Here is a 26870-nt window from a genome sequence, read left to right on the forward strand (position 1 = left end):
CACTATTAAATACTGATATAATACAGAAGCAGGACTGAAGGAGGAAACAGAATGGCACTGGCAAAAAAGCCTGTAAACGGCATGAAAGATATTTTACCGGAGGAAATGGAAATCCGGGATTATGTGATGAACGTAATCAAAGAAACTTACCGGAGCTTTGGATTTACCCCCATTGAGACCCCCTGTATGGAAAACATCGGGAATCTCAGCAGCAAACAGGGAGGCGAAAATGAGAAGCTCATCTTTAAAGTACTGAAACGGGGGGAAAAGCTGAATCTGGAAACTGCAAGAGAAGAAAATGATGTGGTGGATTTCGGAATGCGTTATGATCTGACGGTGCCGCTGGCAAGGTTCTATTCCAATAATGTCAATAACCTGCCGGCTCCCTTCAAAGCATTGCAGATGGGAAATGTGTGGCGGGCGGACCGTCCCCAGCGGGGAAGATACCGCCAGTTCATGCAGTGTGACATTGATATTCTGGGAGAAGCAGGTAATCTTGCAGAAATTGAACTGATTCTTGCAACCACAACCACACTTGGCAGGTTAGGCTTCAAAAATTTCCAGATTCGTATCAATGAAAGGCGAATTTTGAAAGCTATGGCGGCTTACAGCGGATTTTCCGAGGATTCTTACGACACGGTATTCATTATTCTGGACAAAATGGACAAGATTGGCCTGGAAGGGGTGGCCCGGGAACTGGAGAAAAACGGATTTGAAAAAGCGTCCATTGAGAAATATCTGGATTTGTTTCAGAACATGCAGGGAAAAGAAGATGTGGCTCAGGGCGTTTCCTGGCTGTCAGAGCGGCTGGGCGATTATCTGGAACAGGAAGTGGCGGACAGTTTAAAAGAAATTGCGGCCTGTGTAAACGAGACAAAAGAGGCGGAATTTGAACTGGTCTTTGACCCCACGCTGGTGCGGGGTATGTCCTACTATACGGGAACTATTTTTGAAATCGCCATGCCGGAATTCGGCGGAAGCTGCGGCGGAGGCGGGCGCTATGATAAAATGATTGGAAAATTTACCGGAAATGACGTGCCGGCCTGCGGATTTTCCATCGGCTTTGAGCGGATTATCCTGCTGCTGCTGGAAAGCGGTTTTCAGGTACCGGGACAGTCGAAAAAAATTGCATATCTGATTGAAAAAAATTATCCGGGAGATAAACTGGCCCAGGTGACGGCCCAGGCCCAGGAAGAACGCAGGGCAGGGAAGCAGGTACTGGTAGCACGCATGAATAAAAATAAAAAATTCCAGAAGGAAAAACTGACAGCGGAAGGCTATACGGAAATAAAAGAGTTTTTTAACAGGGACTGAGGATAAAAATAAGAAACAGGATGAATACCCTGTTGTAAAAAGCAGACAGAATGAAAGTGAAATCAGGAATTAATTTCAGGAGGAAGAATTATGGCAGAATCAATGAAGGGATTACACAGAAGCCACAGATGTACGGAGATTTCCGACAGCGATATCGGCCGGCAGGTGACCGTGATGGGATGGGTACAGAAACGGAGAAACCTGGGAAGCCTGATATTTATAGATTTAAGGGACCGCACCGGACTGCTCCAGATTGTATTTGACGAGCCCAAAGTGGGCAGCGAGGGATTTGCCAGAGCGGGAACGCTGCGGAGCGAGTATGTGGTGGCTGTGACAGGAACAGTGGAAAAACGTGCGGCAGCAGTCAATGAGAATCTGAAAACCGGGGATATTGAAGTAATTGCGGAAGATATCCGGATTCTTTCAGAGTCTGAGACGCCGCCCTTCCCCATTGAGGAAGACTCCCAGACAAAGGAAGACCTCCGTCTGCGCTACCGCTATCTGGATTTGCGCAGGCCGGATATTCAGCGCAATATGATGATGAAAAGCAAAGTGTCCATGCTGTTGCGTAATTTTCTGGCACAGGAAGGATTTCTGGAGATGGAGACGCCCATCCTGACAAAATCCACGCCGGAAGGAGCCAGGGATTATCTGGTGCCCAGCCGGGTGCATCCTGGGACGTTCTACGCACTGCCTCAGTCTCCCCAGTTGTTTAAACAGCTTTTGATGTGCTCCGGATATGACCGGTATTTCCAGATTGCCAGATGTTTCCGGGATGAGGATCTGCGTGCGGACCGCCAGCCGGAATTTACCCAGGTGGATATGGAAATGTCTTTTGTGGATGTGGACGACGTACTGGAAGTAAATGAGCGTCTTCTGAAATATGTCTTTCAGGAGGCAGTCGGCGTGGATGTGTCCCTGCCTCTTCCAAGGATGACCTGGCAGGAGGCCATGGACCGGTATGGAAGCGATAAGCCGGACACCAGATTCGGTATGGAACTGGTGAACGTGTCAGAGGTGGTGGCAGGCTGCGGATTCGGCGTATTTACCGGAGCGCTGGAGAACGGCGGTTCCGTCCGGGGCCTGAATGTGAAGGGCCAGGGAGCCATGCCCCGGAAGAAGATAGACAAGCTGGTGGAATTTGCCAAAGGCTGCGGTGCGAAGGGACTTGCATATCTTTCTGTCAATGAAGACGGGACATACAAATCTTCCTTTGCCAAATTTATGGAGGAGCCCGTATTAAAGGCCCTGGTGGAGAAAATGGAAGGAGAGCCGGGCGACCTGCTGGTATTCGCAGCAGATAAAAATAAAATTGTCTGGAATGTGCTGGGAGCAATCCGCCTGGAAATGGGGAAAGAACTGGGACTTATTGACAAAAACCAGTACAATTTCCTGTGGGTGACGGAATTCCCGCTGCTGGAGTGGTCCGAGGAAGAAGACCGTTTTATGGCGGCTCATCATCCCTTCACCATGCCCATGGAAGAAGACTGGCATCTGATTGACTCAGATCCGGGAGCTGTGCGGGCCAAAGCCTATGATATTGTGTTAAACGGCACAGAACTGGGCGGCGGTTCTGTCCGTATCCATCAGGACGATATTCAGGAAAAAATGCTGGAAGTGCTGGGCTTTACCAAAGAGCGCGCCTATGAGCAGTTCGGATTTCTGTTAAATGCCTTTAAGTACGGAGTTCCGCCCCACGCAGGCCTTGCTTTTGGACTGGACCGGATGATTATGCTGATGGTACAGTGCGACTCTCTCCGGGATGTGATTGCCTTCCCCAAGGTAAAGGATGCTTCCTGCCTGATGACCGAAGCGCCGGGTACCGTGGAGGAGAAGCAGTTAGAAGAACTGGCATTGTCCGTACAGCAGCCGGAAGGGTCTGAAAGCTGATTTTCCCCGTAAAAACGCCAATGCAACCGCAACTTTACATCAAAATCTTCAAACGCAACAGGAAATCGGCAGACTTTACATGCAGAATACGGTAAGATAAATTCACCGGAAGCGCAGAAGGAACAAAACAGAGAGGTGAAATAATATGAACGTATTCGGAGAAAATTTACAGTTTTACAGAAAGCAGAGAAATCTGACGCAGGAGCAGCTGGCGGAACAGCTTGATGTTTCCAGACAGACCGTATCCAAATGGGAGGCAGGAACCTCTTTTCCGGAAATGGAGAAAATTCTTCAGCTGTGCGATTTGTTTTCCTGTGATATGGATACGCTGCTGAGAAAAGAGGCGGCGCTCCTGGAGACGGCGGACAGTCAGGGCTATGAGAATCATATGGAAAAGAGGCGGAAAAAGATTACCTTTGGCGTCACATTCCTGATTCTTGGGGTGGCAGTCTACGAGATACTGGAAGGGTTTCAAAGCCCTGAAATATTGTCAGATGTGATTTTTATGTCTATGGCAGTGGTGTCGGTTCTGGTGCTTGTGGTGGCCGGAATGGAACATGATATTTACCGGAAAAATCATCCGGTGATTCCGGATTTTTACACACCGGCAGAAAAGGAAAAATCTGATCAGCAGTTTCCCAGACGGATTGCCACAGGAATCGGCCTTATACTGATTGGAGCGCTGGTCGGCATGAACGGAGATGAATTTCCTCTGCGGGCAGGGATGAAAGAAGATTTTTATCAGGGAATTTTCCTGTTGCTGGCTGCTCTGGGAATCGGCATCCTTATCTATGCCGGGATGGGAAAAGAAAAGTATGAAGTGGATACTTATAATAAGGAAAACAGTCCGGAACAGAAAAGGAAAAATATGGGGGTGGGCGTCTGGTGCGGCTGTATTATGCTGTTTGCCACCGGCATATTTCTGGTGACAGGATTTGTGTTTGACCTCTGGCGGATTTGCTGGATTGTCTGGCCCACAGGCGGGCTGCTCTGCGGGATTGTGGCCCTGATTTTAAATGGGCGGAACAACGCAGGCTGACCGCTGCTGACGCAGCTCCTGTCTGAGGCTTAAGGGGCGTTCCGCTCATAGCCTGCATTCTGTGCTCATTCATGCAGGCATGATTCGCCCATAATTCAGGCTATGGCTGAACTGTTGCTAAAATTTTTATTTCCTTTTGGATGTTATATGGACTTTGCAGGAAAAACATGATAGAATAGAAACCAAATAGTCGAAGAGAATAAAGAACCCGAAAACCATGCGTTGCGGCCGGCAGACGTAACATACAGGATTTTCGGGTCTCTGCATGGAAAAATGTATTAGCATATGGTTGGTACAGAAGGAGGAATCATGAAAAAAGGGATTATATTTGATCTGGATGGCACTCTGTGGGATTCATCCGAGGAAGTGGCAATATCCTGGCAGGCAGCGCTGGATGAACATTTTGACATAGAAAAACCAATTACAGCAGAGATGATCCAGGGAGTTATGGGAAAGAGCATGTATGAGATTTCGGATATTCTTTTTTCTGAATTTGAGATGAAAGACCGGCGGGAAATGCTGGCGTACTGCTGTAAGAAAGAGAATGAGCATATCAGAAGTCACGGAGGCATTCTGATGAAAGGGCTGGAAGATACCCTTCAGAATCTGAGGGACCGCGGTTATCATCTGAGTATTGTGAGCAACTGCCAGGCAGGCTATATAGAAGCATTTCTGGAATATCACAAACTGGAAAGTTATTTTGACGATTTTGAATGCTTTGGAAGAACCGGAAGAGAGAAAGGCCGCAATATCCGTATGGTGGTGGAGCGGAACCAGCTGGACAGAGCCGTTTATGTGGGAGACGTTCAGGGAGACTACTATGCGGCGGAAGAAGCGGAGATTCCTTTTATTCATGCGGAGAACGGATATGGAACTATCCAGGCGGAGGTGCCTTCCATTACGGATCTGGAGCAGCTTCCCCAGGTGGTAGAAGAAATTTTTAAGGAACAGTAACAGAACACACACGAAGAAGGGAGAACTGATAATGGAAAAAATTGCGAGCTTTACCATAGACCATGTGAAGCTGGAGCCGGGAATTTATGTTTCCCGCAAAGATCATATCGGAAAAGAAGTGGTGACCACTTTTGATTTGCGTATGACGTCGCCGAACGATGAGCCGGTTATGAACACAGCGGAAATGCATACCCTGGAACATCTGGGAGCTACTTATCTGCGCAATGACCCGGAATATAAAGATAAAATCGTCTATTTTGGGCCCATGGGCTGCCGTACCGGCTGCTATCTGCTGATGGCAGGGGATTACGAGTCCAGGGATATTGTGAAATTAATCACCGGAATGTATGAATTTATCCGGGATTTCCGCGGAGAAATACCGGGAGCCCGCGCGTTGGACTGCGGCAATTATCTGGATCACAATCTTGCCATGACCAATTATGTGGCGAACCGTTATCTGGAGAACACACTTTATAAAATAGATGAAAAGCACCTGATTTATCCGGAGAAAACAGAGGATATGGAATAGAAACGGATGAGAGCCGGACAAAAGGGCCGGCATGATCCGGTGACAGGAGAACAGAATGAAAAAGGTTGGAATTATCGGCGCCATGGAGCTGGAAGTGGAAGCACTGAAATGGGCCATGCAGATTCGCCGCAGGGTGGAAAAGGCCTCCATGGAGTTTTTGGAAGGGACATTGAACGGAACAGAGACTGTGATTGTACGCAGCGGAATCGGCAAAGTAAACGCGGCCCTCTGTACCCAGATTTTATGCGACTGTTTTGAAGTGACCCATATTATCAATACGGGAGTGGCAGGCTCTCTGAAAAATGAAATCAATATCGGCGATATCGTGGTATCCACAGACGCCCTCCACCATGACGTGGATGTGCGGGTGTTCGGGTATCCCCTGGGGGAGGTTCCCCAGATGGGCTGTCTGGCTTTTCCGGCGGATGACAGGCTTGTACAGCTTGCAGTGTCCTGCTGTAAGGAAGTGAATCCGGATATTGAAGTGTATCAGGGAAGAGTGGTAAGCGGAGACCAGTTTATCAGTGATAAAGAGGTAAAGAACAGGATTATAGAGAATTTCCAGGGATTCTGTGTGGAGATGGAGGGAGCATCCATCGCCCATGCCGCATATCTGAATCATGTGCCTTTCGTTATCATCCGGGCAATCTCAGATAAGGCGGATGACAGCGCGGAAATGGATTATCCGTCCTTTGAAAAAGCGGCGGCAGTTCATTCGGCAGCTCTGGTGGAGCATATGCTTCCGGGAATATAGAATCCTGATATAATATTTGAGATATTTATGGCAGAAGCCTGACAGGGAAAGCTGTTGGGCTTCTGCTTCATTTACGATATGGAAATTTGTGAGAAAAAAGGACAGGAAGTTATAAAGAAATTCTTAATTCGGTAAAAATTCATTGTTTCTCCCCATTTCCTGTGCTATAATCCAGTGAGATAACCCAAAGCGGCAGAAGTTTTTCGTCTGACCGCAAAACAGGAAGGGAAATGAAAAGGTTCAGGGTGATGATTGAATGAAAGAGACAGTAAAAGACTTTTTTTATCGTTATCGGCATGGGTGGATTTTATCATATCTGCTGATTTATCTGGCATGGTTTGCTTACCTGGAACAAACGGTGACCAGGCGTTTCCATGTAATTCATATGCCGATAGATGACTACATACCTTTTATTGAGGTGTTTATCGTACCGTATCTGCTGTGGTTTGGGTACGTGGCCCTTGCAATTACATTTTTCTTTTTCCGGAATGTACAGGATTATTACAAACTATGCATTTTTCTGTTTGTGGGAATGACGGTTTTTCTGGTGGTGTCCACGGTGTATCCCAATGGCCATTACCTGCGGCCAAGGGTATTCGAGAGGGATAATATATTTGTAACGTTGGTGAAGGGGCTTTATATGGTAGATACGCCTACCAATCTCTTTCCCAGTATCCATGTGTATAATTCCATCGGCGTACACCTTTCCGTTATGCACAGTGAACAGCTGAAAGAGAAAAAATGGATTCGGAGAATTTCTTTTGTACTGATGGTTTCCATCATTGCTTCTACCATGTTTTTAAAACAGCATTCCGTGTTTGATGTGATTACTGGCTGTATTATGGCCATTGTGATGTATACGCTGGTATATGGTGGCGAACTGCTCGTCGGCAGGAGACGTGTATACAAGAGACAGTACAGAGAAATATAAAAGAGAGAAAGGAATTTTCCTCTTATACAGCCCGCCTGAGGGATAAACTCCAGGGGGCTGTTTCATTCTCTTATAGGAAACACCGTGTTACTGAGAAGTGCTAAAGTATATAGATTTCCTATAAGAGAAAGCCCACCGGGCGGGATGCGCAGCTCGCGGAGAGGAAATATATTGCCAGGCAATCCGCTCGCGCGCAGCAAACCGTCCAGGTCCCTCAAGAATGAGGGATTCATGGAGTTGAAGCGGACCTGTCCGCTTTGTTCTCTTATAGGAAACACCGTGTTACTGAGAAGTGCTAAAGTATATAGATTTCCTATAAGAGAAAAGCCCTCCGGGCAGGATGCGCAGCTCGCGGAGAGGAAATATATTGCCAGGCAATCCGCTCGCGCGCGGCAAAGCGCCCAGGTCCCTCAAGAATGAGGGATTCATGGAGTTGAAGCAGACCTGTCCGCTTTGTTCTCTTATAGGAAACACCGTGTTACTGAGAAGTGCTAAAGTATATAGATTTCCTATAAGAGAAAAGCCCTCCGGGCAGGATGCGCAGCTCGCGGAGAGGAAATATATTGCCAGGCAATCCGCTCGCGCGCGGCAAAGCGCCCAGGTCCCTCAAGAATGAGGGATTCATGGAGTTGAAGCAGACCTGTCCGCTTTGTTCTCTTATAGGAAACACCGTGTTACTGAGAAGTGCTAAAGTATATAGATTTCCTATAAGAGAAAGCCCACCGGGCGGGATGCGCAGCTCGCGGAGAGGAAATATATTGCCAGGCAATCCGCTCGCGCGCAGCAAAGCACCCAGGTCCCTCAAGAATGAGGGATTCAGGGAGTTGAAGCGGACCTGTCCGCTTTTTTATTCTACGGGAAATAAAAAAGCCATGGCTGCTGAACACCATGACTTTACTGCTGTAACATTCCGATGACATAAAAAGAATCGGGGTAACAGGATTCGAACCTGCGACCTCACGGCCCCCAGCCGTGCGCTCTAGCCAAGCTGAGCCATACCCCGAATGCTTTCCTATTATAGCATAGAAAAAAATAAAAATCAACTGTTAAATATTGAAAATTGAAATTATTTGACTTTAGCTGAAATAGAATTATAATAGACATTAGTATAATTCATTTCAGTTATACGACAGACTAAAGAGAGGCAGGACATATGAAAACATTAAAGAATTTAACCAGGAAACAGCGGATATTTGTTATAATCGGAATCATTTTGTTCGTGATTCTGGCAGTATATCTGGGATTTGCAGCGTTCTTCAGTACGCATTTTATGTTTGGAACCACCATCAACGGTGTGAAGGCTTCGGGAAGAACCGTAGAGACCGTGGAACAGTTGATTGAAGATGAAATTGACGGGTATGAGATTTGTCTGGAACCCAGGGAAGGAAAAGAAGAAGTAATCGAGGGTTCAGCCATAAAGCTGAAGCCTGTATTTGACGGAAATCTGCTGGAAGTATTGCTCAGCCAGAATGCATTTATCTGGCCGTCCTTTCTGTTTCGGGAATCCAGCATAGAGCTGAAGACCATGGTGGACTATGATGAGGAAGCCCTGGAGAAATCCATTCAGAACCTGGAGCTGATGGATGAAGCTCAGATGATAAAAGCGGAAAATGCCATTATTTCAGAATATTCTGAAAAAGACGGATATCATATTATTCCGGAGGAAGAAGGTACTGTAATAGAAGAAAAACAGTTTTTTCAGTCCCTGGAAAATGCCATTCTGAATCTGCAGGAGCGTATGGTTCTGGCAGAAGAAGACTGCTACGTGAAACCGGAATATACAAAAGAGTCAGAAGAAGTGGTAAAACTGGCGGAAACCATGAACCGGTATGTGGGAGCTGAGATTACTTATGAATTTGGGGACAGCCAGGAGGTTCTGAATGGGAAAACCATCAGCCAGTGGATTTCAGTAAATGATGAATATAAGGCAAAACTCTCCCGGAAGAAAATAGAAGAATATGTGGCCGGCCTGGCAGATACTTACAATACTGCCGGGAAATCCAAATCACTGGCTTCTTCCTATGGAGCCAATGTGACCGTAAGCGGCGGTGATTACGGCTGGAAAATAGACCAGGAAAAAGAAGCAGAAGCATTGCGGGGAAATATCAAAAAAGGAGAAACCCTTTCCAGAGAGCCGGAATATGCTCAGCGCGCCAACAGCCGGGGAGGAAACGATTACGGCAATACATATGTGGAAGTAAACCTGACTGCCCAGCATCTGCATTATTACAAAAATGGTTCTCTGGTGCTGGAGACAGATTTTGTATCCGGAAATGACGCCAAAGGCTGGAGCACCCCTCCGGGCGCTTTCGGCCTGTATTACAAGGAACTGGATAAAACGCTGCGCGGGGAAGGATATGCCACGCCGGTAGACTTCTGGATGCCCTTTAACGGCGGCGTGGGATTCCATGACGCCAACTGGCGCCGGGATTTCGGCGGGAACTATTATAAAAGAGGAGGTTCCCATGGCTGTATCAATATGCCCTACAATGCGGCAAAGACATTGTACGATAATATAGAAGCCGGCTGTCCGGTGCTGGTGTACCAGCTTCCAGGCTCGGAAAGCGCCAAGGCCAGGCAGCAGGACGCTGCGGCAGCGGTGACGGAGCTGATTGCTTCCCTGGGAGAAATTACACTGGACAGCAGGGAGGCCGTTGCAAATGCCAGAAATCAGTATAACGGGCTGGACGACGGAGCAAAAGGATATGTGAGCAATTACAACGTACTGGAAGAAGCAGAAGCCAGAATTGGACAACTTGAGGCGGAAGCAACTGCCGACCAGCAGGCTCAGGCGGAAGCCCAGCCGGTAATTGACGCCATTAACCAGCTTGCAGGGCAGAAAATTACGCTGGATATGAAAGACACCGTCAAAAATATCCGCAAACAGTACAATAAACTGTCGGATGCCGCCCGCAGCAAAGTAACCAATTACAATATTCTTACGGAGGCTGAGGCAGAGATAGAAAAACTGGAGAAGGAGAAAGACAGGAAATAGTGGAGCAATTTGCGGGGTGAGGTTATGGAACATACAAAAGAATATGAGAAAAAATTAACCATCTCAGATGTGGCGGAGGCATTGGGGGTGTCCAAAACCACAGTTTCCAGAGCGATTTCCGGAAAAGGAAGAATTGGAAAAGAGACGAAAGAGCGGGTGCTGGATTATATTCAGGAGCACAATTACAAGCCGAATGTACTGGCGAAGGGACTGGCCCAGCTTAAAACTTACAACATTGGCGTTATGCTGCCGGAGGACTATACGGTGGTGGATCTGCCCTTTTTCCAGACCTGCCTGATTGGGGTGCAGGAGACAGCGGTGAGCATGGATTACGACGTGCTGCTCACCATGGGAAAAGAAAATGACTGTGCCCAGCTGGTGCGGATGATAGAAAACCACAAAGTAGACGGGGTGATACTTATGCGCACCTTTACCAAAGACGTCCATATTGAATATCTGAAATCGCAGGAAATTCCGTTTGTGACAGTGGGAAGTACTAATTACCAGGGGGTAATTCAGGTGGATAACGACCATAAAAGCGCCTGCCGGGAGCTGATTTCCATTCTGCTGTTAAAGGGAATGAAGAAAATCGGCCTCATCGGAGGGATACAGTCCCATGTGGTAACCCAGAGCCGCCTGCAGGGCTATATTGAGGCATATAAAACGGCAGGGCTGCCCCTGGATAAAAATATCATATATATTAATGTGGAAAAAGACATTCTGATTGAACAGGGGGTGGAACGTCTGCTGGCCAACGGTGTGGACTGTATCGCCTGCCTGGACGATGCGGTATGTATTCAGGTGCTGAACAAGCTGCGCCGGGAAAACATTCAGGTGCCGGAGCAGATGCGTGTGGCTTCCTTTTATGACAGCACAGTGCTGGAAAATAATCTGCCTTCCGTGACTTCCCTTGCCTTTGACGCGCGGGAGCTTGGAAATGTGGCGTGCAAAACATTACTGGAAGCGGTGGAAGGGAAACAGACAGATTCCCGTACTTTGCTTGGTTATGAGGTGGTTTTGAAAGAATCCACAAAATAAAACAAAACATATGCCGGTCTTGCTCTGCATAGATTTTTCAGAAAATTTAGTAAAAATACAGGTAAAATTGCAGTAAAACAAGATGAAAAGCACTGGTAAATTTACCAGTGCTTTTTAGTAAAAACATAAAATAGAGAAAAAAGGCAGGTTTTACAGGGATGGTAACGTTATCGGGAAAAAAGTTGCACAGTAAATATGTGCAAAACACAGGGAATCTCATGAGAGCAAACGGTTGCGCAGCGAAAAAATATGGTAAAACTGACGAAAAATGATTAGACAAAATATACAAAAACACCAGGGAAAATATAGAAAGTGTTGACATTGACAACAATCCGTCCCTCTGTTAAACTATAAAACATAGAACAACCGATTGCGCAACAAAAGCATTTTGTTGTTCTAAACAAAAAAATGGGAGGAAAACAATATGAAGAAAAAAGTTTTAGCAGCATTACTCTGTGTAGCAATGTCCGCAGGCATGCTGGCCGGCTGCGGCAACAATTCCGGCAGCAGCAATTCCGGAACTTCCGGGGATGACAAACAGCAGGAAGACAATGCGGATGCAGGCGACGATGCGGACGCAGGTGATGATGCGGCAGCAGCAGGCGATGAGAATACACTGACCGTATGGTGCTGGGATCCGAAATTCAACATTTATGCAATGGAAGAAGCAGGCAAGATTTATCAGGCAGATCATCCGGACTTCAACATTAACGTAGTGGAGACTCCATGGGATGATGTACAGAAGAAGCTGACCACAGCGGCAACGGGCGACGCTCTTGATACTCTGCCGGATATTATGCTGGTACAGGATAATGCATTCCAGAAGAATGTAATCTCTTTCCCGGAAGCATTTACCGATTTGACAGACAGCGGCGTTGATTTCAGCCAGTTTGGTGAAGCAAAAACAGCTTACTCCGTAGTTGACGGTAAGAACTATGGCGTTCCCTTTGACAATGGTGCCGTTGTGGCATGTTATCGTACGGATGTTCTGGAAGAAGCAGGATTTACCGTTGATGATTTCACAGATATCACATGGGATGAATATCTGGAGAAAGGCAAAGTTGTTCTGGAAAAGACCGGACAGCCGTTACTTTCCTGCCAGTCCACCGAATCTGACGTTATCATGATGATGCTTCAGTCCTGCGGCGCTTCCCTGTTTGACGATGAAGGAAAGCCCGACATGGTTGGCAACGAGGCTCTGAAGAAAGTTATGGAAACATATCAGCAGTTAGTAGAAACCGGTGTCTGCAAGCTGGTAAACAGCTGGGATGAATATGTTCAGACCCTTACAACAGGTACCGTAGCAGGAACCATCAACGGATGCTGGATTATGGCTTCCATTCAGTCTGCAGAAGACCAGAGCGGAAAATGGGCTCTGACTAATATGCCAAGCCTGGTTGGCGTTGAAGGAGCAACCAACTACTCCAACAACGGTGGCTCTTCCTGGGCTATTACAAGCAACTGCAAAAATATGGATCTGGCAAAAGATTTCCTGAAATCCACCTTTGCAGGAAGCGTTGAACTGTATGAAAACATTCTTCCGAGTTCCGGTGCTTTGGCTACTTATCTGCCGGCAGGTGATTCTGAAGTATACGCAGAGCCTTCTGAATTCTACGGCGGAGATGCTGTATTTAAGAAAATTACTGAGTATGCAAGCAAATGCCCAAGCAACAATACAGGTGTATATTACTATGAAGCACGTGACGCTATCGCAACAGCTATCCAGAATGTGGTAGGCGGATCTGATATTGGTTCTGAACTTGAAATTGCACAGGGTACCGTAGAAGGACTGATGGAGCAGTAAGAGTTCGTGCACTTATTACATAAGTGTGAATTATGGACATTCTGCTTCGGTGCAGAGTGATTCAAACGCCCGTTTTATACGGTGAAGCGGGCCATATAAAAAGCAGTCAGGGGGTCAGCAGTTGCTGCCCCCGACTGAGACTAAAGGGGGTAAATATGTGAGTCAGACAAACGAACCCAAAAAGAAAAAAATGTCTTTGAGCAAAAGACAGAATCTGACCGGCTGGGCCTTCTTAACGCCGGCGACGCTCATGATTGCAGTAATGAGTTTCTGGCCCATGATACAGGCTTTTATCCTGTCTTTTCAGAAAGGTAAAGGTAACGACTTAAGGTTTGGCGGACTTGATAACTATGTCAGGATGTTTAAAGACAAGGTCTTTATGACGTCCCTTGGAAATACATTTTTCTATCTGCTTATTCAGGTGCCCATCATGCTGATTCTGGCACTGGTTCTGGCACAGATGCTGAATAACAAAAATCTGCGGTGCAAAGGTCTGTTCCGTACCGCGATTTTCCTGCCATGTGCGACGTCACTGGTTTCTTATGCAATTATTTTCCGTTCCCTGTTTGGCGTAGACGGATTTATCAACTCAATTCTGATTAAACTGGGAATCCTGAATACGGGATATAATTTCCTGGGTCATGCCGGGAGTGCAAAAGCTGTAATTATTATAGCGTTGATATGGAGATGGACCGGATATAATATGGTATTTTACCTTTCCGGATTACAAAATATAGAATATTCTGTATATGAAGCAGCAAAAATTGACGGGGCAAATCCCCTGCAGACATTTTTTAAGATTACGGTTCCGCTGTTGAAACCTACGATTCTGCTGACAGCAATTATGTCAACAAACGGAACATTGCAGCTGTTTGACGAGTCCTTTAACCTGACAAAGGGAGGACCTTCCAACGCTACGATTACCATGTCCCATTACATATACAATATATCCTTTAAATATGTGCCGAACTTTGGCTACGCAGCAGCCATGTCCTTCCTGATTTTTATCCTGGTGGCAATTCTGGCGTTTATTCAGATGAAAGTAGGTGATAAGCGTGACTAAAACAAAAAGAGCAAATGCGTTAATGTATGTTGTTTTGATCATTGTGTCACTGATATCAGTATTCCCTCTTTACTGGATGCTGATGGCAGCCACAAATAAGAGTGTGGACGTAACCAGAGGAAGACTGATTCCGGGAACGGCCTTCCTGGACAACTGGAAAGCACTGTTTGCCCAGTCACCGGTACAGGAAGCCATGCTGAATTCCTTTAAGTATGCCATTGTGCTTACCATTTGCGCGCTGATTATCTGTTCTCTGGCAGGTTATGGATTTGAAATCTACCATGACAAAGGAAAAGACACGGTTATGTCAATCCTGCTTCTGGGAATGATGGTGCCCTTTGTGGCAACGATGATTCCGCTGTTCCGGATGTTTTCCGCAGCAGGGCTTCTGAACACCACAGTCGCATTTATTATGCCTACTATTTCCACGCCCTTCCTGATTATGATGTTCCGGCAGAGTGCCAGAAGTTTTCCCCATGATATTATTGAAGCGGCAAGAATTGACGGCCTGAATGAAATACAGATATTTTTCCGGATGTTCATTCCTACCATGCGTTCCACCTATGCAGCAGCCATGACCATTACATTTATGAATGCGTGGAACAATTATCTGTGGCCGAAGGTAATCATGCTGGATGATTCCAGTATTACCATGCCCATGCTGGTTGCCAACCTGACAGAAGGTTATGTTACGGATTATGGCGTACTGATGTTAGCCGTTCTGCTGTGCAGTCTGCCAACAATTATTGTGTTCTTCCTGTTGCAGAAGAGCTTTGCAGAAGGTATTACAGGCGCAGTGAAGTAATAGTGCAGTAATGCAATTAAAATACAGTGAATAGTATGCCGGTAAGGAAAGAGGACAGAAGAAGGAATCTCAGCCATACCGGAATGGGGCTGTCGCATTGGAGGTCAGACGTATCTTAATGCTGCAGCCCCAACTTATAAAATTATGTTGGAGGTAAAATATGCCGCAGTTTGATTATGAGAAAGTAAAAGATCCCATGTTCTTTAAAGAGAATACGCTGGAAGCCCATTCGGACCATATATGTTACGGCTCCATGGAGGAGATGGAGGCAAAAAACAGCAGATTCCGCTATTCCCTGGATGGATTCTGGAAATTTGCGTATGCCAGAAATTATAATTCGGTTATTCCGAATTTTGAGTCAGCGGAATATGACTGTAATTCCTGGGAAGATATCCGGGTGCCGGCACATATCCAGATGGAAGGATATGACAGTCCTCAGTATGCCAATGTACAGTATCCCTGGGATGGCCGTGAACAGATTGAGCCGGGAGAAATCCCTTCCCTTTTCAATCCGGTGGCAAGTTATGTGAAATACTTCACCGTTCCGGAATTTATGAAAGGGAAGCCGGTATATATTTCTTTTCAGGGTGTGGAGAGCGGCATGGCATTGTGGCTGAACGGAGTCTATGCAGGCTACAGCGAAGACAGCTTTACCCCTTCGGAATTTGATTTGACGCCTTATCTGACGGAAGGAGAGAACAAGCTGGCCGTTCAGGTTTTTAAATGGACAGCAGGAAGCTGGTGCGAAGACCAGGATTTCTTCCGGTTTTCCGGCATTTACCGAAGCGTATATCTGTATACCGTGCCGGAAACCCATATCCGGGATATCCGGGTGAAAACGCTGCTGGATGACACATACACGGACGCAGATTTGGAAGTCGCCCTGAAAGGCTCCGGTTCGGGACAGGTTTTCCTGACTCTGAGGAACGGACAGGATACGGTGGTGCAGGCTCAGACGGAGATGAAACCGGAAGCGGAAATCAAAATTCCTGTGAAACATCCGGCCCTCTGGAGCGCGGAGGAGCCCAACCTCTATGAGCTGCTGCTGGAAGTACGGAATGAAACAGGCGAGACAGCAGAAGTGATTTCCCAGATGGTGGGATTCCGTCAATTTGAAATGATTGACCATATGATGCATATCAATGGAAAACGAATTGTATTTAAGGGCGTGAACCGCCATGAATTCAGCTCTAAAACAGGCCGGGCTGTGTCAGATGAAGAAATTCTTCTGGATATTATGACCATGAAACGGAATAATATCAATGCAATCCGCACCTGCCATTATCCGGACGATTCCAGAATTTATGCTCTCTGTGATAAATACGGCCTTTATATGATTGCTGAAAACAATCTGGAAAGCCATGGCTCCTGGGACCCCATTATCAAAGGACAGGCAGGGCTGGAGGCGGCTGTTCCCGGAGACCGGAAAGAATGGCAGCCCATGATGCTGGACAGGGTAAATTCCTGCTATCAGCGGGACAAGAATCATCCGGCCATTGTCATCTGGTCCTGTGGAAATGAATCTTTCGGCGGGCCGGTAATTTATGAAATGTCGCAGTTGTTCCGCAAACTGGACGACACCAGACTGGTACATTACGAGGGTGTGTTCCATGACCGGCGTTATAATGATACCAGCGATATGGAAAGCCAGATGTATCCTTCGGTGGAATCCATTCGGGAATTTCTGGCAAAAGACAGGAGCAGGCCCTTTATCTGCTGTGAATATACTCATGCCATGGGCAATTCCTGCGGAGCCATGCATAAATATACGGATTTGACTGATACGGAGCCTCTGTATCAGGGCGGATTTATATGGGATTATATCGACCAGTCCATTGAGAAAAAAGACCGTTACGGAAAGAACTTCCAGGCCTACGGCGGAGATTTCGGAGAGCGGCCCTGTGATTACAATTTCAGCGGAAACGGTATTGTATACGGCGGAGAGCGGGACGAGTCTCCCAAAATGCAGGAAGTAAAATTCAATTATCAGAATATTTCAGCAGAAGTTTCCGGAGATAAAGTGCTGATAAAGAATAAAAACCTGTTTCAGAATACGAACTGCTATGACTGCGTGGTGCTTCTGGAAAGAGAAGGGAAACTCACAGAGCAGGCTGCCCTTGAGACAGACGTACCGCCCCTCAGCGAGGAGACCTATGATTTGCCGCTGGCAGTACCGGAACAGCCGGGAGAATACGCGGTAACTGTTTCTTTCCGATTAAAAGAAGCGCAGGACTGGGCGCCTGCAGGCCATGAAGTGGCCTTCGGGCAGGGCGTCTTCCAGGTGGAAGAGACAGGAAAAACCTGGTCTCCCTGTAATGGGAAAGTCAGCCTTCCGGCAGAAGAAACAGGGAAGATTACAGTTATTAAAGGAAAATTAAATATTGGTGTGAGAGGCAGGAACTTTGAATGTATGTTCAGTACCTTAAAGAGCGGACTGGTATCCTACCGCTGCGGCGGCCGGGAAATGATTGAGCAGATTCCCACGCCCAGTTTCTGGCGGGCGCCCACAGACAATGACCAGGGCTATAATATGATGGAAAAATACGGCCAGTGGAAACTTGCCAGCCTGTATCAGCAGCCGGACGAGGATTATCCGAATCCCGCACTGGAAGAAAAAGAGAACAGCGCGGTGATTACATATCATTATATTATGGCCACCGTACCTGTGAGCAAATGTACCCTTTCCTATGAAGTATTCGGAGATGGAACCATTACCGTAACTCTCTCTTATGACCCGGTAAAAGAACTGGGCGATATGCCGGAATTTGGTATGATGTTCAAGTTCAATGCAGATTACGAGAATGTGGAATGGTACGGGAACGGGCCGGCAGAAACTTATGCGGACCGGAAACACGGAGCAAAGCTGGGGATTTACTCCAACAAAGTAATGGATAATCTGGCAAAATACCTGGTGCCCCAGGAATGCGGCAATAAAACCGATGTGCGCTGGGCGAAAATCACCGATAACCGGGGCAGAGGAATGCTGTTTACCGGAAATCATATGAATTTTTCCGCACTGCCCTATACGCCCCATGAGATGGAAGCTGCCATGCATCCCTATGAACTGCCGGAAATCCACTACACGGTAGTACGGGTATCCGCACAGCAGATGGGCGTAGGCGGAGACGATAGCTGGGGAGCAAAAGTACATCCGGAATACCTGATTGACATAAATAAGCCCATGAGATTTACATTCAGTTTCAGAGGTTTATAGTAAGTAACCTGATGATTTAAGGAGGACAAAATGGACAAATTTGTGGTAAATATTATCCACCGTCCGGAAATGGTGCCGGAGTACGCAGAAAAAGTAACCGGCCATGGAAAAGCGGAGGATATCGGAAGAAAGGCGCTGCTGACAGAATCGCTGGACATTTTCAAAACCCAGCAGAGGCTTGCCCATGAAAACGGCCTGAAAACCACCATTCAGATGACATATGCAAGTTTATTTAATGAAGAAGCAGTGGCTCTCGCAAAAGCAGATCATGAGAAATACGGGGATGAGATTGCCCTTTCTCTGCTGGGGCTGCCCTGTAAGGAGTTCCGTGAGAAATACAATACCAAAGATTTCTGTATCTGGATGTTTTCCATGGAAGACAAGAAATCCATTGTGGATGATGTTTTTGAAAAATTCTGTCAGAGCTTTGGATTTTATCCGGAATCCACCGGTTCCTATTATCTGGATGCAGATTTAACCAATTATATCAAAGAAAAATATCCATCCGTCAAGTGTGCGGTGGCAACCTGCTGGGAAGAAGGCCCCAAGGCATACCATACCTGCAATAATTCCTGGTATACCCTGTTTGACGGAGGCCCCTGGGCCCCTTGGATTCCCTCAAAACAGAACACCCATGCACCGGCGGCAAATGAAGCGGAGGACAGCGGGATTGTGGCAATCCCTCATCTCTCCAGAGACCTGCTGGCATGTTATGACGGAAACGGTTCCAATTTCGGCACCCATCCCCAGAATGTGCTCCGGGGTATGATTTACGACAGCCAGACCTGGGAATATCCCTATATGTACAATCTGATTGACCAGTACCGTTCTCTGGAGAAATATAACAATGGTTACGCCTATAACATGATGTTCGTGGGGCCGGGCTGGATGAATAAAATGGGCCGCTGGGAAGCGCCCTATGAACTGCTGGAAAAATCCTATTCTGACGGCTGCGCCTACTACGGCAAACTGAAAAAAGAAGGCAAACTGATTGATATGACCATGTCGGAGTTTGCAGATTATTACCGGGAGAAAAAGAGTTATACGGAGCCGGAATGCGCACTGTGGCGTGATATTCTTTATGGTTCGGATAAACAGGTGTTCTGGTACTGCGACCCATACATGAGAGCCTGCGTTAATATGGACCAGGGCGGGGCCATTGTGGACTTGCGTCCCTATGCGGCCAAACTGGAATGGCCTGTGGGAATCGGAACGAAACACGTACAGGATGCTTCTTATCCTTTCCTGATTCAGGAAAAATACCGGGCGGGTTATTTTACCCACTATGCCGGAGAGGGGACAGTGAGAAGTGCGAAACTCTCTTATAACGGAGAAGAAGTGGATTTGTGCCTGTGCCGCACCAAAGCCCATTTTTCTCAGGAGGGAAATACCAGAATTCTCACACTGGATCCGGTGGAAATCGAATTTTACGATCTGACTGTAAAGCTGCAGACAAAAATTTACTTTGAGGAAGGAAGTTCCGGTATTAAAATGGAGCGTACCATTCTGGAAATGAGCAATCCGGACGCAAAGGTGGAGCTGAATGAGTACATGGTGGCATGTTACGGAACTACAGAATATCCGGAGGATATGACAGGCATTACCCTGAAATGCGAGGGCAGCCAGGAGAAATCCATTTCCTATGAGTACAGATGCAGAGAGGCGCAGCTTGCAGGAGCAGACGCGGTGAGTGCGGTGATTCCGGCCATTGAGACGAAGGTTTCCATGACGCCCTCTGATAAAGAAGCAGTGGGATATGTGAAAGAGGGCTATGCCTTTTCTCCCATGTTTACATTAGGATACACCAAAACAGTATCGGATAAGGAGGTGTTTGCAACATGGCTCAGGCTGGAAAAGGCAGATTAAATTACAGGTGTCCCTCCTGTTTTATGCGGGATCTGGATATTGATATGTTTTATGATAAGGAAAAGGATGAATATTACTGCATTCGCTGCCAGTACACCGGAAATGAAAAGGACGTGCTGGAAAAAAATGAGATGGTAAGGTTCCGTTACCGTGCCATGGCGGAGCGTATCACAAAGTTTGACTTTGATTAAGAGGAAATTTTTATGGGAGTTATTTCAGATAAAAAATTTATAAAGGGAATGGACGTATCTTCCCTGCCGGAGCTGGAACAGCTTGGAGCTAAATTTTACGATAAGGATGGGGACGAGAGGAATCTTCTGGCCATTCTGCAGGAATACGGTACCAATGCGGTGCGTATCCGCCTCTGGAACAATCCCTGGTCCAGAGAAGGAGAGCCCTACGGTGCGGGAACCAATGATATGGAAACTGCCATGGAGCTGGCAAAACGGGTGAAAGAGCGGGGCATGGATGTGCTGCTGAATCTCCATTACAGTGATTTCTGGGCAGATCCCGGCAAGCAGATAAAGCCCAAGGCCTGGTATGACTATACGGGAAAACGTCTGGAATCCGCTGTATATGATTATACGGTGGCGGTATTGCGGGAATTCCAGCGGGAGGGCATTCTGCCTGATATGATACAGACAGGCAACGAACTGTCCAACGGTCTGCTGTGGCCGGACGGGAAGCGGCCCGATTACGAGAGCATTGCCATGCTGGTGAATGCGGGAATTCACGGGGTACGTGATATTGACCCGGACATTCCGGTTATGCTCCATCTGGATAACGGAGGCAATAATGCTTTGTACCGGGAATGGTTTGACAGCTACTTTGCCAGTGACGGAGAAGATTTTGATGTCATCGGCCTGTCCTATTATCCCTTCTGGCACGGTTCTCTGGCAGATTTGGAGCATAATATGCATGACATTGCGCTGCGCTACGGCAAGGAACTGGTGGTAGCGGAGGTATCCATGGGCTACACCATGGAGGATTATGCTTCTTATGAGAAACTGCAGCCTTCTGAACGGAAAGGAATGGCCACAAAACCGGAACTGGTGAAAAATATTGACTATCCCATGACAAAACAGGGCCAGGCGGATTTTATGAAAGATTTTATGAATCGCGTGGTCAATGTTCCAAAAGGTCTGGGAAGGGGATTTTTCTACTGGGAGCCGGCCTGGCTTCCGGTGCCGGGAAGCGGCTGGGCTACCCAGGCTTCTCTGAGCTATATGAAAGATCCAGGCCCCTGCGGCAATGAATGGGCCAATCAGGCGCTGTTTGACTATGAAGGCAGGCCTCTGCCGGCGCTGGATGTGATTAAAAATCTGTAACTTCCTGGAACGGGAGCTGAATCAAAACAGAAGATTTTCTTCTATAAGAGTCAGGGTGTCAGAAGGTCTGTAATGAAAATGGATCTTCTGATACCCTGATTTCTGCTTGTACCACTGCGTGGCTTCCGGCAGCCCTTTGTGACGGCCTGCAAATTCCCGGTAAGCATAAGCCAGGGTTTGATTAGCCATTGCCGACAGGGAGAGAATCTTGCCACATGGTATTGTGTATGATATATTTATATCAGATGATTCAGATATCCCACCCATCAGATTAGTTTTCATACATTATCAGCACTGAATTGTCTGACATTTGAAGGGAGTGAGCCTGTATATGACCGAAAAGGAAAGAGATGATTTTTTTATGTCTGCTCGTTGATTGAATATACTGCCCGCCAGACGAAAAATAAACTGAAAACGCAGTATGAACCAACCATACGGAATGGAGGGAAACCATGGAGAAAAATTTTAAATTAAAGGATATCCCTTATAAGCGAATGGATTTTCAGGAAATCCAGAGAAAACTGGATGAATTTGCAGAGCAGATTACCCAGGCCGGAGATTATGATACAGTAAAAAAGATACTGCTGGGGAGCCAGGAACTGCAGAAGGAAGTGAATGAAAACCATACGCTGGCCATGATACGGATGTATCAGGATTCCACAGATGAATATTATGCAAAGGAAGCCATGGAGCAGGATAAAGCGCTGGCAATGCGTGACAGCAGTAAATTAAATCAGGCATTAATATCTTCATCTTTTGCGGAAGATATCAATCGGGAGTTCGGCAGGGAATTCCTTCTGATTCTGGATAAGGACAACCGGCTTCTCTCAGAAGGCAAAGATTTACAGGTCAAAGAGCAGGAGCTGATGAACCGTTATCAGAAGATGAAAGCAACGATGAAGTTTGAATTTCAGGGAAAGATATTGAGTGAAGGAGAACTGCGTCCGTTTCGGGAGAACCCGGACCGGGAGGTACGAAAGGAGTGCCTGAAAGTCATGTACCGGGGCTATCTGGACAGGAAGCAGGAATTTGAAGAGATACTGGATGAACTGGTGAAAACACGTATCAAAATTGCGAAAGCAAACGGATTTGACAGTTATCTGGATTACAAAAATCTGGAAAAGGGAAGACGGGAGTACGGAGAGAAAGAACTGACCGCTTTCCGGAAACAGATAAAAGAAGAAGTCATTCCGGTAATGAAAGCATTGTATGAGCAGCAGAAAGAGCGGCTGGGCCTGGAAACTCTGACGATTTACGATTACAATCTGATTTTCCCCGATGGGAATCCCAGGCCCGCCGGGGAAATTCAGGAACTCTGCCAGGCGGCCGGAGAGATGTATCATAAACTGTCTCCGGAAATCGGGGCATTTTATGATGAAATGCTGGAACATGAACTGATTGACGCTGCACAGTCGCCCAATAAAATTACGGGAATCGGATTCTGCACCACTCTGGATAAGACGGGAATTCCCTTTGTATTTGCAAATTCCAACGGTACCATGTCGGATGTGTCGGTGCTGACCCATGAGCTGGGCCATGCCTGGCAGGCATATTGCAGTATGAAAAAGCAGCCCCTGCAGGAATATTACTGGATGGCCAATGATCTTGTGGAGATTCCCTCCAAAACCATGGAGCTGTTTGCTTATCCATATGCAGAAGCATTTTTCGGAAAGGATGCGGAGAAATTTCTGTATATGCATCAGTATGAAATTATCAGTGAACTGACGTTTTATACCATGGTAGACGAGTACGAAGGCTGGCTGTATACGAATCCCCAGGCGTCCATGCAGGAGCGGTATGAGAAATTTGAGCAGTTATTCCAGGAATATAATCCTGGCGTGGACAACAGGGAATTTCGGGAGGAAATCCTTGCAGGGGCCATGCTGTTTGGCAATATGGGCGTTTACATGTACCCGAAATATCTGATCAGTTATGTGCTGTCCGAAATGTGCGCGCTGGAGTTTAAGGAGCGGATGGATGAAAATCCCGAACAGGCCTGGAAAGATTATGAGCTGTTCTGCGCAACAGGCGGCTCCATGGAGTATGTTTCCATTCTGAAGCAGTCCGGCCTGTCTCCGGCTTATGTGGACGGCACGGTGGCCCGTGCCCTGACCGGGCTGAAACAGCGCCTTGGGACTGAGAAAAGATAAAAAAGGAGATGACCATATGATTTCAAAGCAGATGCAGAGGGAAGTGGCAGGCAGTTCCGCAATCCGCGCCATGTTTCTGGAGGGAAAAGAGCTGGCCCGGCAGGTGGGCCCGGAACATGTCTATGATTTCAGCCTCGGAAATCCCATGACTCCCGTACCGGACAGTTATAACCAGGCGATTATTGAGGCAGTGCAGACAGAAAGTTCTCTGGAGCTCCATGGATATATGGACAATGCGGGCTATCCGGAGACGCGGCAGGCGGTAGCTGACAATCTGAACAGGCGGTTTGGCACAGAGTTTGAGAAGGAGCATATTGTGATGACGGTGGGCGCTGCAGGCGCGTTAAATGTGGTACTGAAAACTCTCCTGGATCCCGGAGACGAGGTGCTGGCGCTGGCTCCTTATTTTGGAGAATACCGGGGGTATACAGCTAATCATCAGGGGATTTTGCGGGAGGTAAGGCCGGATATTCCCACCTTTCAGCCGGATTTGGAGGATTTGGAGGCCAAAATCTCTGAAAAAACAAAAGCTCTGATTATCAACAATCCGGTAAATCCCACCGGGGTAGTATATTCAGAGGAAACCATCCGGCGCATAGCTTCTATTCTGGAAAAGAAGCAGCGGGAATATGGCCGTGAGATTTACATGGTATCCGACGAGCCCTATCGGGAACTGGTCTATGACGGAACAGAAGTGCCCTTTCTGACGAAATATTATGATAATACCTTTGTGACGTATTCTTTCAGCAAATCCCTGTCCATTCCGGGGGAGCGAATTGGTTATATTGCGGTCAGCCCCCGGATGGCAGACCGGGAACAGGCCCTGCAGGGACTGTCAGTGGCCAACCGGATTCTGGGCTTTGTGAATGCCCCGTCTCTGATGCAGAAAGCGCTGATTCCTTCTCTGGACGCCAGGACAGACGTGGATTACTATGACAGGAACCGGAAACTGATTTACGGAAAACTGACAGAACTGGGCTTTACCTGTGTAAAGCCCCAGGGAGCCTTTTACCTGTTTGTGAAATCTCCGGAGCCGGAGGAACAGAAGTTTGTGGAAGAGGCGAAAAAGTATCACATTCTGCTTGTGGCAGGAAGCACCTTTTCCTGTCCTGGTTATGTGCGGCTTGCCTATTGTGTTTCTTATGAAATGCTGGAGCGTTCCCTGCCTGCTTTTGAAAAGCTGGCGGAAGTATACAGGAGGAAATGAACATGAAGCCATGGGAAGAAAATGTGCGCAGGGTGATTCCCTATACACCGGGAGAGCAGCCTGACCGCCCCAATATAATAAAATTAAATACCAATGAAAATCCGTACCCTCCGGCTCCGGGAGTGACGAAGGTGTTAAAGGAACTGGATGGGGACAGCCTGCGGAGATATCCGAACCCCGGAGCAGAGACGCTGGTGCAGGCGCTGGCGGATTATTACGGTGTATCGAAGGAGCAGGTGTTTGTGGGGGTGGGCTCCGATGATGTGCTGGCTATGAGTTTTCTGACTTTTTTTAACAGCGGCAAACCCATTTTATTTCCGGACATTACCTATTCCTTTTACGACGTGTGGGCAGATTTATTCCGGATTCCTTACGAATGCCCGCCTCTGGATGAGGAATTCCGGATTCGCACGGAAGATTATCTCAGAGACTGCGGCGGGATTGTGATACCAAATCCCAACGCTCCCACCGGACTGGAAAAGAATCTGGAGGAACTGGAAGAAATCATCCGGAAAAATCCGGGAGTAATTGTAATAATTGATGAAGCATATATTGACTTTGGAGGGACTTCTGCGTTATCATTACTCCCGAAGTATGAAAATCTGCTGGTAGTTCAGACTTTTTCCAAGTCCAGAAGCCTTGCGGGCATGAGAATCGGATATGCCATTGGAAATGAGAAGCTGATAAAATATCTGAATGATGTGAAATATTCCTTCAATTCTTATACCATGAGCGCCGCAGCTCTTGTCGCAGGTGTGGAAGCCGTCAGAGATGATACATATTTCAGAGAGACCCTGCAGAAAATAATTAATACCAGAGAACGGACGAAAAAAGAATTGCACCGACTGGGATTTTCCTTTCCTGATTCCGGAAGTAATTTTATTTTTGCCACCCATCGGAGCTGTCCGGCGGAAGAATTGTTTGAAGCCCTGAAACAGGCGGATATTTATGTTCGCTATTTCCGGAAACCGGGTATCGACAATTATCTGCGGATTTCCATCGGAACAGAGGAACAGATGGATGAACTGATTCGTTTTCTGGAACACTATTTAGGAGAGCATTTATGATTCGAATGATTTTGAAAGGCGTTGTCATCGGGATTGCCAATATTATTCCCGGCGTCAGCGGCGGTACCATGGCGGTTTCCATGGGTATTTACGATAAGATGATTCATGCGGCCACCCATCTTTTTTCGGAATTTAAGAAAAGCATGAAAGTGCTGATTCCCATTATTATCGGAGCAGCCATCGGCGTGGTGGCGCTGGCCCGGATTATTGAAATCATGTTTGAGAAAATTCCCCTTCAGACCAACCTGTTGTTTATCGGCCTGATTGTGGGAGGCCTTCCGGCTGTCACCCGGAAAGTAAAGGGGAAAAGTATCCGGCTGGGCCATATTCTGTCTTTTCTGGCATTTTTTGTCATTGTGGCGGGAATGGCGGTTCTGGGCGAGCAGGAGGGCGCGGCGGCAGATTTGAGCTTCAGTGTGCTGAATGTGATAAAGCTGTTTTTCGTGGGCGTTCTGGCTTCGGCCACTATGGTAATTCCCGGCGTCAGCGGTTCTATGATGCTGATGCTGATAGGCTATTACAATCCGGTGCTGAGTGAGGTAAACCGTTTTATCGACAACCTGCTGGACTTTAATGTACCGGGGCTTCTGGATGGTTGTCTGGTGCTGGTGCCTTTCGGAATCGGCGTTGTTATCGGCATTTTTGCCATTGCCAAAGTAATAGAGATTATATTTGAAAAATTTCCGGAGCACGCATACTGGGCCATTATCGGCCTGATTGTGGCGTCTCCCATTGCCATTTTGCTGATGAACAGTTTTGGAACTATCACTCCGGTAAATGTTTTAACGGGAATTGTGGCGCTGGCGGCAGGCGTGGTGATTGCTCTGAAACTGGGGGAAGAATAATCTGCTGCCGGAGTCTGCGGCGCGGGCAGCGGCAGGAACATAACAGAGGACGAAGTATGTACAGGAAGAAAGTGGGG

20 protein-coding genes, 1 tRNA gene and 1 pseudogene are annotated in these 26870 nt (G+C 47.2%); 21 read left to right on the top strand and 1 reads right to left on the bottom strand.

Annotated features, from left to right (window positions below; translation table 11 throughout):
• Positions 1-51 precede the first annotated feature (51 nt).
• The 7 genes from hisS (at position 52) to VSQ32_00995 (ending at position 7411) form a co-directional block, all read left to right on the top strand.
• A complete protein-coding gene (gene hisS / locus VSQ32_00965; GenBank protein MEH2941459.1) occupies positions 52-1314 on the top strand; it encodes a histidine--tRNA ligase in 1263 nt (420 codons plus the stop codon).
• A gap of 90 nt (positions 1315-1404) precedes the next feature.
• Entirely contained in the window at positions 1405-3204 is a 1800-nt protein-coding gene (aspS, locus tag VSQ32_00970; GenBank protein MEH2941460.1) for an aspartate--tRNA ligase, read from the top strand.
• Positions 3205-3349: 145 nt separating this feature from the next.
• Positions 3350-4243 (top strand): helix-turn-helix transcriptional regulator, encoded by an 894-nt coding sequence (locus VSQ32_00975; protein MEH2941461.1) that lies wholly within the window; start codon positions 3350-3352, stop codon positions 4241-4243.
• Between the two features lie 309 nt (positions 4244-4552).
• Positions 4553-5197 carry an HAD family hydrolase gene (locus tag VSQ32_00980; GenBank protein MEH2941462.1) on the top strand — a complete coding sequence of 215 codons (645 nt, stop codon included), beginning with the start codon at positions 4553-4555 and terminating at the stop codon, positions 5195-5197.
• A 31-nt stretch (positions 5198-5228) separates the two neighbouring features.
• Positions 5229-5726, top strand: coding sequence for an S-ribosylhomocysteine lyase (locus VSQ32_00985; protein MEH2941463.1), 498 nt, complete (start codon positions 5229-5231; stop codon positions 5724-5726).
• Between the two features lie 55 nt (positions 5727-5781).
• Positions 5782-6480, top strand: coding sequence for a 5'-methylthioadenosine/adenosylhomocysteine nucleosidase (locus VSQ32_00990; GenBank protein MEH2941464.1), 699 nt, complete (start codon positions 5782-5784; stop codon positions 6478-6480).
• A 256-nt stretch (positions 6481-6736) separates the two neighbouring features.
• Positions 6737-7411 (top strand): phosphatase PAP2 family protein, encoded by a 675-nt coding sequence (locus VSQ32_00995; GenBank protein MEH2941465.1) that lies wholly within the window; start codon positions 6737-6739, stop codon positions 7409-7411.
• 928 nt (positions 7412-8339) lie between these two features.
• Here the strand turns inward: VSQ32_00995 and VSQ32_01000 are convergent.
• Positions 8340-8414, bottom strand: a tRNA-Pro gene (locus VSQ32_01000).
• Positions 8415-8564: 150 nt separating this feature from the next.
• On the opposite strand from VSQ32_01000, the gene VSQ32_01005 reads away from it, so the two are divergent.
• The 14 genes and pseudogenes from VSQ32_01005 to VSQ32_01070 all read left to right on the top strand — a co-directional run bounded on the left by VSQ32_01005 (position 8565) and on the right by VSQ32_01070 (position 26793).
• Positions 8565-10406, top strand: a complete 1842-nt coding sequence (locus VSQ32_01005; protein MEH2941466.1) for a L,D-transpeptidase/peptidoglycan binding protein — start codon at positions 8565-8567, stop codon at positions 10404-10406.
• Positions 10407-10430: 24 nt separating this feature from the next.
• Entirely contained in the window at positions 10431-11444 is a 1014-nt protein-coding gene (locus VSQ32_01010) for a LacI family DNA-binding transcriptional regulator (GenBank protein MEH2941467.1), read from the top strand.
• A gap of 424 nt (positions 11445-11868) precedes the next feature.
• Positions 11869-13248 (top strand): extracellular solute-binding protein, encoded by a 1380-nt coding sequence (locus tag VSQ32_01015; GenBank protein ID MEH2941468.1) that lies wholly within the window; start codon positions 11869-11871, stop codon positions 13246-13248.
• A 190-nt stretch (positions 13249-13438) separates the two neighbouring features.
• Complete coding sequence (locus tag VSQ32_01020; protein MEH2941469.1) at positions 13439-14311, top strand: sugar ABC transporter permease; 873 nt, start codon at positions 13439-13441, stop codon at positions 14309-14311.
• Between the two features lie 22 nt (positions 14312-14333).
• Complete coding sequence (locus VSQ32_01025; protein ID MEH2941470.1) at positions 14334-15116, top strand: carbohydrate ABC transporter permease; 783 nt, start codon at positions 14334-14336, stop codon at positions 15114-15116.
• A 160-nt stretch (positions 15117-15276) separates the two neighbouring features.
• Positions 15277-18330 (top strand): glycoside hydrolase family 2 TIM barrel-domain containing protein, encoded by a 3054-nt coding sequence (locus VSQ32_01030; GenBank protein ID MEH2941471.1) that lies wholly within the window; start codon positions 15277-15279, stop codon positions 18328-18330.
• A gap of 30 nt (positions 18331-18360) precedes the next feature.
• Positions 18361-20196 carry a hypothetical protein gene (locus VSQ32_01035; protein ID MEH2941472.1) on the top strand — a complete coding sequence of 612 codons (1836 nt, stop codon included), beginning with the start codon at positions 18361-18363 and terminating at the stop codon, positions 20194-20196.
• Positions 20169-20387: a hypothetical protein gene (locus tag VSQ32_01040; protein ID MEH2941473.1), complete on the top strand. Its 219-nt coding sequence runs from the start codon at positions 20169-20171 to the stop codon at positions 20385-20387. Before VSQ32_01035 ends, VSQ32_01040 begins: the two co-directional genes overlap by 28 nt.
• 12 nt (positions 20388-20399) lie before the next feature.
• Positions 20400-21524, top strand: coding sequence for a glycosyl hydrolase 53 family protein (locus VSQ32_01045; protein MEH2941474.1), 1125 nt, complete (start codon positions 20400-20402; stop codon positions 21522-21524).
• Positions 21525-21773: 249 nt separating this feature from the next.
• Positions 21774-21878: pseudogene (locus tag VSQ32_01050) on the top strand (DUF3990 domain-containing protein).
• Positions 21879-21976: 98 nt separating this feature from the next.
• Positions 21977-23674, top strand: a complete 1698-nt coding sequence (locus VSQ32_01055; GenBank protein ID MEH2941475.1) for a M3 family oligoendopeptidase — start codon at positions 21977-21979, stop codon at positions 23672-23674.
• 16 nt (positions 23675-23690) lie between these two features.
• A complete protein-coding gene (locus VSQ32_01060) occupies positions 23691-24881 on the top strand; it encodes a pyridoxal phosphate-dependent aminotransferase (GenBank protein ID MEH2941476.1) in 1191 nt (396 codons plus the stop codon).
• 2 nt (positions 24882-24883) lie between these two features.
• Positions 24884-25948, top strand: a complete 1065-nt coding sequence (gene hisC / locus VSQ32_01065) for a histidinol-phosphate transaminase (protein ID MEH2941477.1) — start codon at positions 24884-24886, stop codon at positions 25946-25948.
• Positions 25945-26793, top strand: coding sequence for a DUF368 domain-containing protein (locus VSQ32_01070; GenBank protein ID MEH2941478.1), 849 nt, complete (start codon positions 25945-25947; stop codon positions 26791-26793). The genes hisC and VSQ32_01070 overlap by 4 nt, the downstream gene beginning before the upstream one ends.
• Positions 26794-26870 lie beyond the last annotated feature (77 nt).

Source organism: Lachnospiraceae bacterium JLR.KK002 (assembly GCA_036941025.1).
Classification (GTDB): Bacteria; Bacillota; Clostridia; order Lachnospirales; family Lachnospiraceae; genus Petralouisia.